Raw genomic sequence first — 16,606 nt, 5'->3', positions numbered from 1 at the left:
TAATTGATGTGTGTGCGGAGTTGCCCCCGCACAAAGATTTTGCCGGATGGCGACCTTACTTGTCGTGATCTTCCCACGCCATTGCGCGTTTAACCGCTTTCTTCCAGCCGCTATAACGGTAGTTACGCTCGGTGGTTTCAATGCCGGGGCGGAATTCTCGCTCAATGACGGCTTTTTCCTGCAGCTCGTCCAGGTTCTGCCAGTAACCGACGGCCAGACCAGCCAGATAGGCGGCGCCCAGCGCGGTCACTTCGCGCACTTCCGGGCGTTCCACCCGCGTGCCGAGAATATCTGACTGGAACTGCATCAGGAAGTTGTTGGCTACTGCGCCGCCGTCCACACGCAGAGCGTGCAGGCGGATACCGGAGTCGGCCTGCATTGCTTCCAGTACGTCGCGGGTCTGGTAAGCGATGGATTCGAGCGTCGCGCGGATAATGTGATTAGAGTTCACGCCGCGGGTCAGGCCAAAAATGGCGCCGCGGGCATACGGGTCCCAGTACGGCGCGCCCAGACCGGTGAAGGCCGGAACCACGTAGACGCCGTTGGTATCTTTCACTTTCGTGGCGAAATATTCGGAGTCGAACGCGTCGCTGATGAGCTTCATTTCATCACGCAGCCATTGAATGGACGCTCCCGCCATAAACACCGCGCCTTCCAGCGCATAGTTGACTTCGCCGCTTGGGCCGCAGGCGATGGTGGTCAGCAGGCCGTTTTCCGATTTTACCGCTTTCTCGCCGGTGTTCATCAGCATAAAGCAGCCGGTGCCGTAGGTATTCTTTGCCATTCCTTCCCTTACGCACAGTTGGCCGAATAGCGCAGCCTGCTGATCCCCGGCAATCCCGGCGATAGGAATACGTGTACCGCCTTTACCGCCAATATTGGTCTGGCCGTAGACTTCGGAGGATTTACGTACCTGGGGCAGCATCGCGCGTGGGATATCCAGCACGTCCAGCATTTTATCGTCCCAGTCCAAATCATGGATGTTGAACAGCATGGTTCGTGAGGCGTTGGTGTAATCCGTAACGTGGACGCGGCCCTGCGTCATCTTCCAGATAAGCCAGGTATCCACCGTACCGAACAGCAGCTCGCCACGCTTCGCGCGTTCGCGCGAACCTTCCACATGGTCAAGGATCCATTTCACTTTAGTGCCAGAGAAGTACGGGTCGACGACCAGACCGGTATTGTCGCGGATGTAATCTTCCAGGCCGTCGCGTTTAAGCTGTTCGCAAATATCGGCAGTACGACGGCACTGCCAGACAATAGCGTTGTATATCGGTTTGCCGGTTTCACGTTCCCAGACGATCGCGGTTTCACGTTGGTTGGTGATACCGATAGCGGCAATCTGATCGGAACTGATATCGGCCTTAGCCAGCACTTCTACCAGCGTTGAGCTTTGAGACGCCCAAATTTCCATCGGGTCGTGTTCTACCCAGCCTGGCTTAGGATAAATTTGCTCAAATTCACGCTGTGATACGCTGACGATATTCGCGTCATGATCCATAACGACCGCGCGGGAGCTGGTGGTACCCTGGTCGAGCGCAACGATATATTTTTTTTCAGTCATAATTTTGTCCCGTAATCAGATTACAGCGAAGCATTTTGTTGTGTGGTCGCGGTGGAGTCCTTCTCTTCCACGACGCAGATATCGCACGGCAAATGACGGCCAATAAATTTGCGATAAGCAAACGCGCCCAGAATGGCGCCGACGATGGGGCCAAACAGTGGCACCAGGAAGTAAGGAATGTCTCTACCGCCGGTAAACGCAATTTCACCCCAGCCGGCAAGCCCGGCGAACATTTTGGGGCCAAAGTCACGCGCCGGATTCATCGCAAACCCGGTCAACGGCCCCATAGAGGCACCGATAACGGCGATCAGTAAACCAATGAGCAGTGGCGCAAGCGGACCGCGAGGTACGCCGTTACCGTCGTCGGTCAGCGCCAGAATCAGCCCCATCAGAATAGCGGTAATCACCATTTCAACCGCGAAGGCCTGCACAAAATTGATATGAGGATTCGGGTAAGTTGAGAAAATGCCTGCGAGATCGAGACTTTCAACGCTGCCACGGACGATATGGTGGGTTTGTTCGAAGTCCACAAAAAGATTGTAATAAAGCCCGTAAACTAACGCCGCTGCGCAAAAGGCGCCGGCAACTTGAGAAATAATAAAAGGAACAACTTTACGTTTGTCGAAACAGGCAAATAGCCAGAGTGCGATGGTCACTGCTGGGTTCAGGTGTGCGCCAGAAACACCTGCCGTCAGGTAGATAGCCATCGCTACCCCCAGACCCCAGATGACGCTGATTTCCCACTGTCCAAAAGTAGCTCCGGCAACTTTAAGCGCAGCGACACAACCCACACCGAAAAAAATCAACAACCCGGTACCGAGGAATTCAGCAATGCACTGGCCTTTTAAGGTTGATGTTTGACTCATAATCGGATCCTGAAGAGTATGTAATGATTATTGGTATGCGAGGAGGTCATGGACATCCACGATGCCCTGTAGGCACACTGTTAATTTATCGTTAACGAGCAAAAACGAGAAATATCAAAATCAAAATGTGTGTACTGCGTCAATAAAATGAGCGTTATCGCGCCATGAAGCGCATTTTGAGACAGCAGAAGAGAGTGAATTGAATCATTTCATTAACCAATATGTTAACACTTTTAAGTTATTGAATGAATGTTACCAGGAGATGGATGAAAATTGCTGCAAACCGCGATCTACGCGGTATGTCGCTGGACAGCGAGAGCGGGGCTTCATACAATCGACACTATATATTGTGCGCGTTTACGTGAAGCGTCGCCTTGCAATTCAGGAGAGGTAAGATCATGTCTTTAGAAGTGTTTGAGAAACTGGAAGCAAAAGTACAGCAGGCGATTGACACCATCACCCTGTTACAGATGGAAATTGAAGAGCTGAAAGAAAAGAACAACAGCCTGACGCAGGAAGTGCAGTCTGCACAGCATCAGCGTGAAGAACTCGAGCGTGAAAATAATTCTCTGAAGGAACAGCAGAGCGGCTGGCAGGAACGTTTGCAGGCGCTGCTTGGTCGTATGGAAGAAGTCTAATCCTCGTCATATTTCACGTTATGGCTGCGTTGGCTGCGTGCGTTCACCCCAGTCACATAGTGGCCTATGCTCCTGGGGATTCACTTACTTGCCGCCTTGCCCTGACGCGAAATCTATAGAGGATTTAGAATGCGGACACCGGTGGGCCGGATAAGGCGTAAGCTGCCATCCGGCAATCAGCGACAACGCATAAAAAAGGCGCCTTACGGCGCCTTTTTTGATCACTCGATATCAAGTGGGTCTTCGGAAAGGATAATCCCGGTGTTGTCGGCATAGAGATGATCGCCGGAGAAGAACGTCACGCCGCCGAAATTGACGCGCACATCGCTTTCCCCAATGCCTTCACCTGCGGCGCCAACCGGAATGGCGGCGATCGCCTGAATGCCGATATCCAGCTCTTCCAGATCGTCCACCTGACGCACCGCGCCATAGATAACCAGCCCTTCCCATTCATTTTGCGTGGCCAGACGCGCCAGCTCCGCATCGACTAATGCACGACGGACAGAACCGCCGCCATCGACCAGCAGAACCCGACCACGGCCATTTTGTTCGAGCAGATCGTACAGCAACCCGTTGTCCTCGAAACATTTTACCGTGATGATTTGTCCGCCAAACGACGACCGCCCTCCAAAATTAGAGAACAGCGGTTCCACGACGTTGACATCTTCCTGATAGATGTCACAAAGCTCGGAAGTATCGTATTTCATAGGCTTAACGTTCAGTTGCTGCGAGAATTTTTAGTATATCGCGCTAAGTATACTGTTGGCAAAATCATCAATTGTTAATTGATATTTGTCAGTTAAACGGCCCACTGACTTAAGAGTATCCCAATCACAAATAACAGGTTGGTTAACAACGCGCCTTTAACGGTACGTTCAAGCATCGGGCGCATTGCCGCAGGCTCCCTTTCGCGCATTACGTAGCGCGCTTGTTTAATGAGCAATGGCGCGGCCAGAATAAACAACCATCCCCACGGACTGTGTAGCGAGAGCAGATTAAACAGCGCCAGACAGAGCAGCGCGCCTAGCAACAGGCAGGCGTGATAACGACGCGCGTTGACATCGCCCAGTCGTACCACAAGGGTGTTTTTGCCGTTCTCTCTGTCGCTATTAATATCGCGCAGGTTATTAATATTCAGCACCGCCGTCGCCAGTAAACCGCAGGCGGTGGCCGGGAGAATCAGCGCCGGAATCAGCGTATGCGCCTGGAGATACCAGCTCCCCATGACACTTAGCCAGCCAAAGAATACCAGGACAGAGATATCACCCAGCCCGATATAGCCGTAGGGCCGATTACCCACGGTGTAGGTGATGGCGGCGATAATCGACAGCCCGCCCAAAATCAGGAAGCCGACAAAATCGGTTAACGTATGGCACGCGACCGCCACCAGCGCCAGTCCGGAGATACAGATCAGCACGACGGTAATGATTAACGCCCGCTTCATCTCCTGCCGGGTGATGACGCCTTTTTGCATCCCCCGCAGCGGCCCGATGCGATCTGGTTTATCACTGCCTTTGACAGCGTCGCCGTAATCGTTGGCGAGGTTGGATAAAATTTGCAACAGCCCGGCGGTGATAAGGGCCAGCAGTGCAACCAGAGGATCGAAATAGCCTTGCCACCATGCCAGGGCCGTACCGACGATAATCGCCGCGAAGGCGAGGGGTAAGGTTTTGGGTCGTAAGCTTTCCAGCCAGGCCTGGGTGCGGCTAATTTGTTGTTGTTCAGTCATATTTAGCGCCAATAAAAATGGGGCTTTTCAGCCCCATCAACAGTGATGAAAATGCATTGGACGCGATTATAAGATAAAACGGCTTAGATCTTCATCTGCGACCAGCGCATCCAGATGTTTGCTCACATATTCCGCATCAATTGTGATGTTTTGGCCGTGCAGATCGCTGGCGTTATAGGAAATTTCTTCCATCAGACGCTCCAGTACGGTATGCAGACGGCGCGCGCCGATGTTTTCGGTGGTTTCGTTAACCTGCCAGGCGGCTTCGGCAATACGTTTAATACCGGAATCGGTGAACTCGATATTGACGCCTTCAGTTGCCATTAGCGCTTTATACTGCACGGTGACGGAGGCGTTTGGCTCGGTCAAAATGCGTTCGAAATCGCTGGTGGTCAGCGCCTGAAGCTCAACGCGAATCGGCAGGCGGCCCTGCAGTTCCGGGATCAGATCAGACGGCTTCGCCACCTGGAACGCGCCAGAGGCGATAAACAGAATATGATCCGTTTTGACCATCCCGTGTTTGGTCGAAACCGTGCAGCCTTCTACCAGCGGCAGTAAGTCGCGCTGTACGCCTTCGCGTGAAACATCCGGGCCGGAGGTTTCGCCACGCTTACAAATTTTGTCAATTTCATCGATAAACACGATGCCGTGCTGTTCAACCGCGTCGATAGCGTCCTGTTTCAGCTCTTCCGGGTTGACCAGCTTAGCCGCTTCTTCTTCAACCAACAGTTTCATCGCGTCTTTAATTTTCAGCTTACGCGGTTTCTGTTTCTGACCGCCCAGGTTTTGGAACATAGACTGCAACTGGCTGGTCATCTCTTCCATGCCCGGAGGCGCCATAATCTCTACGCCCATCGGCGCGGCGGCGAGGTTAATCTCGATCTCTTTATCGTCGAGCTGGCCTTCGCGCAGTTTTTTGCGGAACGTTTGACGGGCGGCAGAAGGCTCCTGCTGCTGTTCGGCCTGGCCCCAGTTATTTTTTGCGGGTGGGATCAGCACGTCGAGAATACGTTCTTCCGCCAACTCTTCCGCACGATAGCGGTTTTTCTCGATAGCCTGTACGCGAACCATTTTCACCGCGGCATCGGTCAGATCGCGGATGATAGAGTCCACTTCTTTCCCGACGTAGCCCACTTCGGTGAATTTGGTGGCTTCGACTTTAATGAACGGCGCGTTGGCGAGTTTTGCCAGACGACGGGCGATTTCGGTTTTACCGACGCCGGTCGGGCCAATCATCAGAATATTTTTCGGCGTCACTTCGTGGCGCAGCTCTTCATCAAGCTGCATACGACGCCAGCGGTTACGCAATGCAATCGCCACGGAACGCTTTGCGTTATCCTGGCCGATAATGTGTTTGTTCAGTTCGCTGACAATTTCGCGTGGGGTCATTTCAGACATGAGAGGTCCTTACGCTTTGGCGGTCAATTCTTCAATGGTGTGGAAATGGTTGGTGTAAATGCAGATATCGCCTGCAATATCCAACGCCTTTTCAGCAATTTCGCGCGCGCCGAGCTCGGTATTTTCCAACAGAGCGCGAGCGGCAGCCTGGGCATAAGGACCGCCGGAGCCGATAGCAATTAAATCGTTTTCAGGTTGCACGACATCGCCGTTACCCGTGATGATGAGCGAGGCGGTTTCATCCGCGACGGCCAGCAACGCTTCCAGTTTGCGTAGCATACGGTCGGTACGCCAGTCTTTCGCCAGTTCAACGGCAGCTTTGACCAGGTGCCCCTGATGCATTTCCAGTTTACGTTCAAACAGCTCGAACAGCGTGAATGCATCCGCAGTACCGCCCGCAAAGCCCGCAATGACCTTGTCGTTGTAGAGGCGGCGGACTTTCTTCACGTTGCCTTTCATTACTGTGTTACCCAGTGTGGCCTGACCATCACCGGCGATTACCACGTGGCCGTTACGGCGTACGCTTACTATTGTTGTCACGAGCAGACCCCTTGGTTACTAATGCTGAATTGCGGCCCCGTACGGCGTACGGGGCATAATGCAAGTATAGATGGGGGAGATTTTGAGGGTTTCAACCCCCGGTGGCGAGTCGAATGCAGTTTGTATGGCCCGCCATCTTCAGACGGTTAATGGTGCTGTCGGCATTTTCTTTACCTTTCACCGGCCCGATAACCACGCGATTCCAGCCGTTATTGGTGGTAATTTTGGAGTCAAAGCCTTCAAATGCCAGCTGAGCGCGGACGCTTTCTGCCTGCTCAGCGCCTTTGAATGAACCACATTGCACCATCCAGCGACGTTCATCTTTTTTCTCTGCTGTCGCCTTCGGCGCTTCAGGCGCGCGCGTAATTGGCGCGGCTTTTGGCGCTGCCGCGCTGGTATGCGCCGGCGTTTGCAGCAAATCCTGATAAGGTTGCTGCGAGGCCGTCTGCTTCGGCGGCTGACTTTGGCGCGCGGGTTGCGCCGGGGCGGACTGTACCGTGCGCGTTTGCGGCTGCTCGTTTACCCGCGGCTGCGTGCGTGGTTGCTGAACAGGCTGCGTTTGAGTCCACTGCTGCTGCTGCTGCTGCTGCTGCTGCTGCTGCGCCTGACGCTGGCGCTGTAGCGTTTGCTGGCGTTGTTCTGGCGTCTGCTCGTTCCACGGCACTTCGTTAAGTTGCGTCGGCTGCTGACGCATATCCGCCTGCATCTGTTCCAGGAGTTGACGCTGCTCGCTGGTGAGCTGATTCGGATTCATGACTTCGCCGCCGGCGGACGGTTCCGTTGGCGTACGCACGCCCGGCTGGCGACTTTCCAGCTCTTTGATGTAACGCCAGCGCTCTTCCGGTTTTGGCGGAAGCCCATTGCCGGTGACTTTCTGGTTTTGTAGCGTTTCGGACTCTTCTTTCTTATGGTGAGTAATGAAGTACAGACCGCCGATAAAGGTCACAAGGACGGCTGCCGCAATCGCGACCATTGCCGGCGAGACGGCAGGCATGTTGCTTTGCTTCTTCCGTGAGTTCCGTGAGGTGCTCTTTTTGCGCCGCGAAGGAGCCGGTTGGCCGCGACGTACATAATCTCGTTGTGCCACTATCGTTTCGCTGTATTTATTCGTTCGTCAGCCCGTCATGTTACTGAAGCGGCGGGCCTTTGACCAGACAGGTGAGTCTTAAAGCTATTTACTTTAGGGTAAAGCGCGCGTAGAACCGCGAATAATCAGCTCGCAATCCATTAAACGCGAGCCGCTGCTCACATTTTGCCCCTGCATCTGATCGAGCAACAGCAGCATCGCCTCGCGACCAATGTCAAAACGCGGCTGCGCCACGGTTGTCAACGGAGGGTCGCAAAACTCGGCCAGCGCGATATTGTCAAAGCCGATAATCGACAGATCGTCAGGCACTTTCAGACCCTGGCGCTTGGCCCAGGAGAGGGCGCCCAGCGCCATTACGTCGCTATGACAAAAGACGGCGGTAGGCGGCAACGGTTGCTCAAGCAACTGCTTTAATGCGTTTGCCCCGGCTTCAAAGGTAAAGTCGCCACGGGCGATGTAATGCGGATCGACCACAATGCCACTGCGTCTTAATGCCTGTACGTAACCTTGTAAGCGATAGTGACAGAGCGGCATATCTTCCGGCCCCGCAATACAACCAATCCGCTTGTGGCCCAAATCCAACAGGTAGTTCATGGCATTGAACGCGGCGGTGAGGTTATCGATATGTACCGTCGGCAGTTCAAGCTCCGGCGCGAACTCATTCGACATCACCATCGGAGGCAAATTGCGCTGCTCCTCAACGCTGGCGTCAAAGGGCAGTCGGGAACTGAGAAGTACCATGCCGTCGATCTGTTTGGTGATGATGAGATTAAGAAAGGTTTTTTCTTTCTGGTTTTGATGGGCGCAATCGCCAATCAGCACCAGATACCCCTGTTCTGCCGCGGTCACTTCGATACCGCGGATAATTTCACTGAAGAAGGGATCGCAAATATCCGGGACAATCACCAGAATCGTACGGGATTCATTGCGTTTTACATTTCGCCCCATCGACTGCGGGAAATAACCCACTTCAAGCGCGGCCTGTTCAACCCGGCTACGGGTCGACTGGGAGACTTTATCGGGGTTCATTAACGCGCGGGATACGGTTGCTGTAGAGACTTTCGCCTTCAACGCAACATCCTTCATCGTAGCGGCAGTAACCTGCTTGTTCGATTTCACTCTTTCTCCTCGCCTGGGAACTGCTGGCGCAGATCTATCCCTGGTAACACTCATCGAAAACATTTTTATCAGATAGTGCGTGGAAGCGGTTACAGAATTTTCATAAAAAGTGTGATGGATCTTTAATTTTACGATCCGCCTCGCATCGTGAGGACTATCCTTCAATCGGATCGACGTCCAGAACCCATTTAACTTTCCGCGCTTCCGGGAGCGTATTGATCAACGCCAGCGTGCCGCTGATGATGTGTTGCAGGCGAATCCGTGAAGGATGCTGAAGTAAAATTTGCCAGCGATAGCGGCCGCCGCGTTTTGGCGCGAGGGCTGGAACCGGACCTAAGATCCACAGCTTATCGTCTGATAGCGGGCTGGCCTGAATCAGATTACGCAACTGTTGGAGAAAGACGGGCGCCTGCTGATTGTTGTGATCCTCTGCGCGAATAATGACGTGGCTGGTCCACGGCGGAAGCTGGAGCGTTTGCCGTTCCGCCAGCGCCTGCTCCGCAAACGCATCATAGCCTTTATACAGTAACGTTTGCAGCAGGGGATGCTCAGGATGGTGCGTTTGGAGCACCACTTCGCCCTGTTTGCCCGCGCGCCCGGCGCGGCCGGAAACCTGAGTGTAGAGCTGGGCGAAGCGTTCCGCCGAACGAAAATCTGCGGAAAAAAGCGCGCCATCGACATCCAGCAACGCCACCAGCGTGACATCCGGAAAGTGATGGCCTTTCGCCAGCATTTGTGTGCCTATCAGGATGCGTGCTCCGCCGCGGTGAACTTCCGCCAGATGCTGCTCCAGCGCGCCTTTACGACTGGTGGTATCACGGTCGATTCGTGAGATCGGCACGCCGGGGAAGAAGGGCGCCAGCACCTGCTCCAGCTGTTCCGTCCCTAACCCAACCGGTAACATATGTGTGGAGCCGCAGGAGGGGCACTGACGCGGTACCGGACGCTGGCTGTCGCAGTGATGACAGCGTAAATGATGCTGCGCCTGGTGCAGCGTGTAGTAGTGATCGCAACGCGGGCACTCTGCAATCCAGCCGCAGTCGTGGCAAAGCAGCGCGGGCGCGAATCCCCGGCGGTTAAGAAATAAAATTACCTGATTGTCGGCCTGGAGATGTTGGCGCATACGGGCGATAAGGGCGGGCGCCAGTCCCGCCTGAAGACGCTGGCCTTTTAAATCCAGCACATGCTGCAGAGCTGGGCGGGCGTTGCCTGCGCGCCGCGTCAGACGCAGCATCCGGTATTTTTTCTGCCGCACGTTACATAGCGTTTCCAGGGCTGGGGTGGCGGAGCCGAGAATAATCGGGATCTGCTCGCTATGGGCGCGATACACTGCCAAATCGCGGGCGTGGTAGCGCCACCCTTCCTGCTGTTTATAAGAGCTGTCGTGCTCTTCGTCGATGACAATCACGCCAAGATTTTTAAACGGCGTAAACAGCGAGGAACGCGTGCCGATGACAATCGCCGCTTCGCCGTTTTTCGCTTTCAGCCATGCCGAAAGACGCTCGCTGTCGTTTAGCCCGGAATGCAGCACTTCCACCGGCGCGTTAAAACGTTCGCGAAAACGGGCGATCGTTTGCGGCGTCAGGCCGATTTCCGGCACCATCACCAGCGCCTGTTTGCCCTGGGCGAGGACGTTTTCCAGCACGCTCAGATACACTTCGGTCTTGCCGGAACCGGTTACGCCTGCCAGCAACCAGGCGGAGAAACCGTCCGACGCGCTGTGAATCGCGCCGACTGCTGTCGCCTGTTCGGTATTCAGCCGCAGGCGCTCTCCTGCGACGGCATAATGCTCCCGCCAGTCGGTAAACGCGGGCGCTTCACTGGCAAGCTCACAAAGCCCCTTACGCCGCAGCGTTTGCAGCGTGGCGTCAGTAAAATCAAGCTCGGCTACCTGATAGCGCCAGATCTTTCCTTGCCGTAGCGCCGCCAGCGCCTGTTGTTGTTTGGCGGAGCGTTTCAGGCTGTTGATGTCGACGGCTTGCCCCTCTTCGGTGGCGAACCAATACCACAGGGGCGCGTTGCTGGCTGGTTTTCCCTGACGTAATAAAACCGGCAGAGCGTGAAACAGAACGTCGCCGAGGGGATGGTGGTAGTAATCCGCCGCCCAGAGGAGTAAGCGCCAGATGGAGGGAGAAAAGATTGGCTCGTTATCCAGGATTTCAATGACCGATTTTAATTCATCAAGCGGCAATTCGCTGTGGTCGCTAACCGAGACGACAATGCCCACGCGCTCTTGCTGCTTGCCGAACGGCACGCGCACGCGGCACCCGGCTTTGGTGACCCCGCCTTCCGGCAGCAGGTAATCAAAGGTTCGGGGAAGCGGAACGGGCAAGGCAACGTGCGCGACGGACATAGCATCTTCCTGACTTGAAATTTCGTCGGGTAGTATACACATTACGATAAGGGAGCGCGGATCAGTTTGCATACGGTGGTCAAATTCTGTATGATTCGCCGCCTTTGGTGCGTGTTGTGAGCATCAAACCCTTTACTATTAACTTCGCGTGGTGTCTGGCGTTAGGGCTGGAAGAGCGACGCGGCCTTACACTGAGGTTCCCCATGAAAAAAGGTATTCACCCGAATTACGTAGAAATTACTGCAACCTGTTCTTGCGGTAATGTTATCAAAACCCACTCTACCGTGGGTCACGACCTGAACCTGGACGTGTGCGGCAAATGCCACCCGTTCTTCACTGGTAAGCAGCGTGTTGTTGATACCGGTGGTCGTGTTGAGCGCTTCAACAAGCGCTTCAGCATCCCTGGCAGCAAATAAGTTACCGCCAGAAAAAAAGCGCCGCAGGGCGCTTTTTTTGTTTTCTAGGGATAACAGTATTTGTTCAGACACATTCTGTGATCCGTAATCGCTTTCATTACGCTTCCTGCCGTGAGTTTTAACGAAGGATTTATAGTTAGTCCCGCGCTTTCCAGCCCCTTCGCTGTCCATTTATTGCAGGTATTGAGTATGCCGTAGCGGCCATTCGCGGCGTAAAACTGGCTATCGCCGTAAATTCCTTGTTTTAACGGAATCAGATTACCCTCTTCGTCACGCGCAAAGCTGCGGCCCAGATAGCGCATCAGACTGTTACGCTGGTTTGTGTGCAGGAGCAGTGATTTTATCTCGCTACCGGCGAAATAGCGTTCTGGTTTACCGGAAAAGGCGACGATGTGCATAACCGCGCCGGATGACCAGAACATGGCCTGGAGCGTAAGCGCGGTGGTTATTTCTTGTGACTGATAAAAGCCCTTATCGCCCCAGCCGATTTCATACCACTGCGTCTCCTGAGCGAACCGTTTTTTAAGCTGTGGCAGAACGGTATTAACATCATGGGCCGGCGCAATAATTCCCGTGTGCCAGCCATGACTGACGATATAGATTTCCGTCGGGTAGGGCTGTCCGCCTGTCGTAGGTTTTACGGCTTGTGGAAAGGTTGTGCAGCCATATAGCAATAAACTTAACCAGGCGATAAAGAGATTTTTCATGACATATCACCAGCAAAGGCGCGGTATGTTGTGGCGTTTGTCTAATGACGCTGCGCTTATCGGGTCGGTGCCGGATTGGTAATTCATTGATATTTTTGCATTCCTCTTCGAGGGCAATAAGGCGAATGTCATAACTACAATACGTTTTAACCATTCAGGCGGAAGTTAGCTTCCGCCTGTTTTACTTTTACTATCTCGCTTTATTTTTTAAACATCTGCTCTGGATCGATAATCAGCGCCCGATAACCTAGCATACCGGCACGGTTACTGTGTACTTTTAGCTCCAGCATCACATCCTGAGTACCGTCTTTGACTTCATCCAGAACGGAAACGATCGGTTTTGTACCGCTCATTCCCGCTGTGGCCGAGTACATGAACATCGTTTTGGTTTCCGGGCGATATTCCGTGACGGAAGTAATGGCGCTGTACCAGTCAAAACCGCGCTCTTTACCATATTCCCACATTTGGGAAACCGTCATATTTTTTTCGTCAATCTGATATTCCACGCCGCGGGAATATTTCATTGATGGCATGGCCGGTTGTTCCATGCCGCGCGCATCGCCGTTATCAAAGGCGGTCACGACGGTTTTACCTCCGGTGCTTTTGGATGGCACTAACCAACCGGTATGTTGTGTCCATGTCCAGTCAAATCCACCGTCGCAGTGGTGAGCTTCGCAGGTTAGCGGTTTACCGTTGCTGTCTACGGGTTTCAGCACTTTTTTCGCCAGTTCGCCTTTCCAGCCGGATGGATCGGAGAGTATCCATTTCACTTTTTTATCGCGGCCAATTTTGATGATGGCAGACTGGTGGCGCGAGCTAATGATAATGCTGTCGTCGCGAGGATCGTAGCTGACGGAGTTAACATGCGCCCAGTTGCGGCCCGGGCCGGAGCCCGCGATATCGCCGAAGGGTTGTTTTGCAAGCTGCTCTTTGGTCATGACCTGACCGGAATGTTCGGCATCGACGCTCAAACATACCGCTCCCTGATCCATCGCCAGAATAACGTCGTCACGATAGGGGTCGAGGATTTTTGGCAGATCCCAGTAATCGACGGTATCGCCGTTCTGGTCAACTTCAAGAATATGATCACGCACAGTATTGATGGTGTATTTACCATTTAATGGATAATTTTCTTTTGCGACACGCAGCAGGTAGGTGCCTTTCGGCGTTTCGGTAATGGCGTGCGAAAAATCAATAAATCCTTTTGGCAGTCGTTTATCAGAAATAACGCGGCCTAAGAAATCATATTTAAAGTAACGTTGACCCTGGCCAAAAATAAGATTGCCATCGTTAACCTGATGGAAGCTCATCATGGAACCAAAACGCGTTATATCATCCTGGTTACGGAATTTATCAATATTCATATAGCCACGAACATCGCCATTCGTATCGCTAATCCAGTTGATACCGGTATAATCCCAGTTCGCCGCGCCGCCTGCGACATGCATAATGTGGCCGGCTCTTGGCATCCCCGTTATATGGTTAAAAAGATATAAGCGATTTTTAAGCGAGCTATCGACTTTAACCGGTTCTACCGTAGGAAGAACGGCAGTTTGCCCGGTAGTAGAGGGTAATGATACCGGTGCGGCGTAAATGGACCACGTATAAGTTTGTTTTTTACCTTCTTCAGTCCAGTCAACTTTAACCTTATTGACATAATCTGGATACAAGCCAAATACAGGTATGCCGTCATGGGTATTTATAGCCTGCGGGCCGACATCATAACTGATCGGGATACCTTTTTCCCCTTTCCCTAAAACGGTAACCTTCACGTTCTGTACATTATGATTGGCTTTATTAATGATTGCTGTTAATGGGAAAACGCCGCCGTAGGGGGCGACATCGACCATACCTAATGGCCCCTCATGGACTGGAATGACATCTGCTGATGCGACCATTGGCCTGTTTGGGTCTAAAACACCTGAGGCCAAAACGCTGCCGCTCAAACACAGGCAGCATAATACAGGTAAGACTTTCCTTGTAAATAACATATTTATTTCCCCATTCGATATTATCGATAAAATGAATGTATATTAACCTTCTTATTTATCGGAGATGAAAAAACATTTAAAAAAGTAAAACAATCCGCGGAGGGGAATAATGATGTTGGTCACAAATATGAGGTGTTCATGGTCTTTTTAACAATAATCATCGTTGTACTATTTATTCAGTAAATATATGGCGGTGTATTATTATTCATGTACGCTTTGCTACGTGAAACATTAAATAAATATTGGAAGTTTAAATATAATAAAATTATATCGATTATGGCATGCCGGGAATTTTTTCAGGAAAATAACGAAGAGAAACTTATCATGTCTGACAAATTTATCCACCGAGGGCTATTCGGGAAGATGAACGTTTAGAACAATGTCGGAGATAGCCGTGTACAGGGGAAATCGTTAAAAAAGCGCGGCCAGAGGCGTTCTGACCGCATGCTTTGTTATCAGTATTCCCACGTTTCCGGGTCAATCCCCATCTCACGCATGATCTCTTTTGCCGCTTCCGGGATTTCATCGCTGCGCTCTTTTCGCAGATCGGCATCATCCGGCAAGGGTTGCCCGGTAAAGGCGTGCAGAAATGCTTCACACAACAGCTCGCTGTTGGTGGCGTGGCGCAGGTTGTTCACCTGACGACGCGTACGTTCATCGGTGAGGATTTTTAACACCTTCAGAGGAATGGAAACCGTAATTTTTTTGACTTGCTCACTCTTCTTACCGTGCTCAGCGTATGGGCTGATATATTCGCCGCTCCATTCAGCCATGAGATACTTAATCCTCTTCGTCATTAATATTGAGGTCTGAACCTGAGCCCGGACCATAATCGCGCGTAGTTTACCGTAGTGGCGCGGCCCTGACACGAAGTTAGCGGTCGCAGATGTGCGCTAATGCATATAATTTTAACGGCTATTTGCGGTTTGCTCAATCTATACGCAAAGAAGTTTAGATGTCCAGATGTATTGACGTCTATTGTGGTAGTGGTTAATCTGTGGCCTGACTTTCACCGACTCAGCCAGGAATATCTTCATATGACGCGTAAACAGGCCACTATCGCAGTGCGTAGCGGATTAAACGATGACGAACAATACGGCTGCGTTGTGCCGCCAATCCATCTCTCCAGTACTTATAACTTTACCGGTTTCAATGAGCCGCGCGCGCATGATTATTCCCGCCGCGGTAATCCCACGCGTGATGTTGTTCAGCGCGCATTAGCGGAACTGGAAGGCGGCGCGGGCGCGGTATTGACGAATACCGGCATGTCGGCGATTCATCTGGTCACCACCGTTTTCCTCAAGCCGGGCGATCTGCTGGTCGCGCCGCATGATTGCTATGGCGGCAGTTATCGTCTGTTTGACAGTCTGGCGACACGCGGCTGTTATCGTGTGCGGTTTGTCGATCAGGGCGATGAACGCGCCTTACAGGCGGCGCTGGAAGAAAAACCGAAGCTGGTACTGGTAGAAAGTCCAAGTAATCCATTGTTACGCGTGGTGGATATTGCGAAAATCTGTCGGCTGGCGCGCGAGGCGGGCGCAGTGAGCGTCGTTGATAACACGTTTTTAAGCCCGGCGCTGCAAAATCCGCTGGCGTTGGGTGCCGATCTGGTGTTGCATTCATGCACGAAATATCTCAACGGTCATTCGGATGTCGTGGCCGGCGTGGTGATTGCGAAAGATCCGGAAGTGGTCACTGAACTGGCGTGGTGGGCGAATAATATTGGCGTGACCGGCGGGGCGTTTGATAGCTATCTGCTGCTGCGCGGTTTGCGAACTCTGGTGCCGCGTATGGAGCTGGCGCAGCGCAACGCGCAGGCGATTGTGAAATATCTGCAAACCCAGCCGTTGGTGAAAAAACTGTATCACCCGTCGCTGCCGGAAAATCAGGGGCATGAAATTGCCGCGCGCCAGCAAAAAGGCTTTGGCGCAATGTTGAGTTTTGAACTGGATGGGGATGAGGAGACGCTGCGTCGTTTTCTGGGCGGGCTGTCGCTGTTTACGCTGGCGGAATCTTTAGGGGGAGTGGAAAGTTTGATCTCTCACGCCGCCACCATGACGCATGCCGGTATGTCGCCGCAGGCGCGTGCCGCCGCCGGGATCTCCGAAACGCTACTGCGTATCTCCACCGGTATTGAAGATGGCGAAGATTTAATTGCCGACCTGGAAAATGGCTTCCGGGCTGCAAACAAGGGGTAA

15 protein-coding genes are annotated in these 16,606 nt (G+C 52.8%); 3 read left to right on the top strand and 12 right to left on the bottom strand.

The window, feature by feature from the left end:
• Positions 1–55: 55 nt before the first annotated feature.
• Both glpK and ACFK9X_RS21940 read right to left on the bottom strand, forming a co-directional pair.
• Positions 56–1,564, bottom strand: a complete 1,509-nt coding sequence (gene glpK, locus ACFK9X_RS21945) for a glycerol kinase GlpK (RefSeq protein ID WP_151117700.1) — start codon at positions 1,562–1,564, stop codon at positions 56–58.
• 20 nt (positions 1,565–1,584) lie between these two features.
• Positions 1,585–2,430, bottom strand: coding sequence for an MIP/aquaporin family protein (locus ACFK9X_RS21940; protein ID WP_076737588.1), 846 nt, complete (start codon positions 2,428–2,430; stop codon positions 1,585–1,587).
• A gap of 398 nt (positions 2,431–2,828) precedes the next feature.
• Between ACFK9X_RS21940 and zapB the strand changes: the two genes are divergently transcribed.
• Positions 2,829–3,068: a septal ring assembly protein ZapB gene (gene zapB / locus ACFK9X_RS21935; RefSeq protein ID WP_000051370.1), complete on the top strand. Its 240-nt coding sequence runs from the start codon at positions 2,829–2,831 to the stop codon at positions 3,066–3,068.
• 221 nt (positions 3,069–3,289) lie between these two features.
• Here zapB and rraA read toward each other — a convergent pair whose 3' ends face one another.
• The 7 genes from rraA to priA all read right to left on the bottom strand — a co-directional run bounded on the left by rraA (position 3,290) and on the right by priA (position 11,294).
• Positions 3,290–3,775, bottom strand: coding sequence for a ribonuclease E activity regulator RraA (gene rraA / locus ACFK9X_RS21930; RefSeq protein WP_000872918.1), 486 nt, complete (start codon positions 3,773–3,775; stop codon positions 3,290–3,292).
• A 92-nt stretch (positions 3,776–3,867) separates the two neighbouring features.
• Positions 3,868–4,797 carry a 1,4-dihydroxy-2-naphthoate polyprenyltransferase gene (gene menA / locus ACFK9X_RS21925; RefSeq protein WP_000139639.1) on the bottom strand — a complete coding sequence of 310 codons (930 nt, stop codon included), beginning with the start codon at positions 4,795–4,797 and terminating at the stop codon, positions 3,868–3,870.
• 66 nt (positions 4,798–4,863) lie between these two features.
• Complete coding sequence (gene hslU / locus ACFK9X_RS21920; RefSeq protein ID WP_001293360.1) at positions 4,864–6,195, bottom strand: HslU--HslV peptidase ATPase subunit; 1,332 nt, start codon at positions 6,193–6,195, stop codon at positions 4,864–4,866.
• A 9-nt stretch (positions 6,196–6,204) separates the two neighbouring features.
• Positions 6,205–6,735 (bottom strand): ATP-dependent protease subunit HslV, encoded by a 531-nt coding sequence (hslV, locus tag ACFK9X_RS21915; protein ID WP_000208240.1) that lies wholly within the window; start codon positions 6,733–6,735, stop codon positions 6,205–6,207.
• 91 nt (positions 6,736–6,826) lie between these two features.
• The gene (ftsN, locus tag ACFK9X_RS21910; RefSeq protein WP_000068797.1) at positions 6,827–7,822 is read right to left on the bottom strand and encodes a cell division protein FtsN; all 996 of its coding nucleotides are present in this window, start codon (positions 7,820–7,822) and stop codon (positions 6,827–6,829) included.
• Between the two features lie 93 nt (positions 7,823–7,915).
• On the bottom strand, positions 7,916–8,941 hold the full coding sequence (gene cytR, locus ACFK9X_RS21905; protein ID WP_000841337.1) for a DNA-binding transcriptional regulator CytR: 1,026 nt from the start codon (positions 8,939–8,941) through the stop codon (positions 7,916–7,918).
• A gap of 154 nt (positions 8,942–9,095) precedes the next feature.
• A complete protein-coding gene (priA, locus tag ACFK9X_RS21900) occupies positions 9,096–11,294 on the bottom strand; it encodes a primosomal protein N' (RefSeq protein ID WP_151117697.1) in 2,199 nt (732 codons plus the stop codon).
• A 203-nt stretch (positions 11,295–11,497) separates the two neighbouring features.
• Here priA and rpmE point away from each other — a divergent pair, with 203 nt between their 5' ends.
• On the top strand, positions 11,498–11,710 hold the full coding sequence (gene rpmE / locus ACFK9X_RS21895; RefSeq protein WP_000715284.1) for a 50S ribosomal protein L31: 213 nt from the start codon (positions 11,498–11,500) through the stop codon (positions 11,708–11,710).
• A 44-nt stretch (positions 11,711–11,754) separates the two neighbouring features.
• On the opposite strand, the gene ACFK9X_RS21890 is transcribed toward rpmE, so the two are convergent.
• From ACFK9X_RS21890 to metJ, 3 genes are all read right to left on the bottom strand, one after another.
• A complete protein-coding gene (locus ACFK9X_RS21890) occupies positions 11,755–12,417 on the bottom strand; it encodes a TIGR02117 family protein (RefSeq protein ID WP_000792803.1) in 663 nt (220 codons plus the stop codon).
• Between the two features lie 200 nt (positions 12,418–12,617).
• Positions 12,618–14,408 (bottom strand): aryl-sulfate sulfotransferase, encoded by a 1,791-nt coding sequence (locus tag ACFK9X_RS21885; protein WP_000899644.1) that lies wholly within the window; start codon positions 14,406–14,408, stop codon positions 12,618–12,620.
• 455 nt (positions 14,409–14,863) lie between these two features.
• Entirely contained in the window at positions 14,864–15,181 is a 318-nt protein-coding gene (gene metJ, locus ACFK9X_RS21880; RefSeq protein ID WP_000852811.1) for a met regulon transcriptional regulator MetJ, read from the bottom strand.
• A gap of 264 nt (positions 15,182–15,445) precedes the next feature.
• Here metJ and metB point away from each other — a divergent pair, with 264 nt between their 5' ends.
• Entirely contained in the window at positions 15,446–16,606 is a 1,161-nt protein-coding gene (metB, locus tag ACFK9X_RS21875; RefSeq protein ID WP_000197216.1) for a cystathionine gamma-synthase, read from the top strand.

Origin of the sequence: Salmonella sp. WC3 (assembly GCF_042932255.1) — a bacterium.
Taxonomy (GTDB): Bacteria; Pseudomonadota; Gammaproteobacteria; order Enterobacterales; family Enterobacteriaceae; genus Salmonella; species Salmonella enterica.
This window is presented reverse-complemented; position numbering and strand designations above follow the sequence as displayed.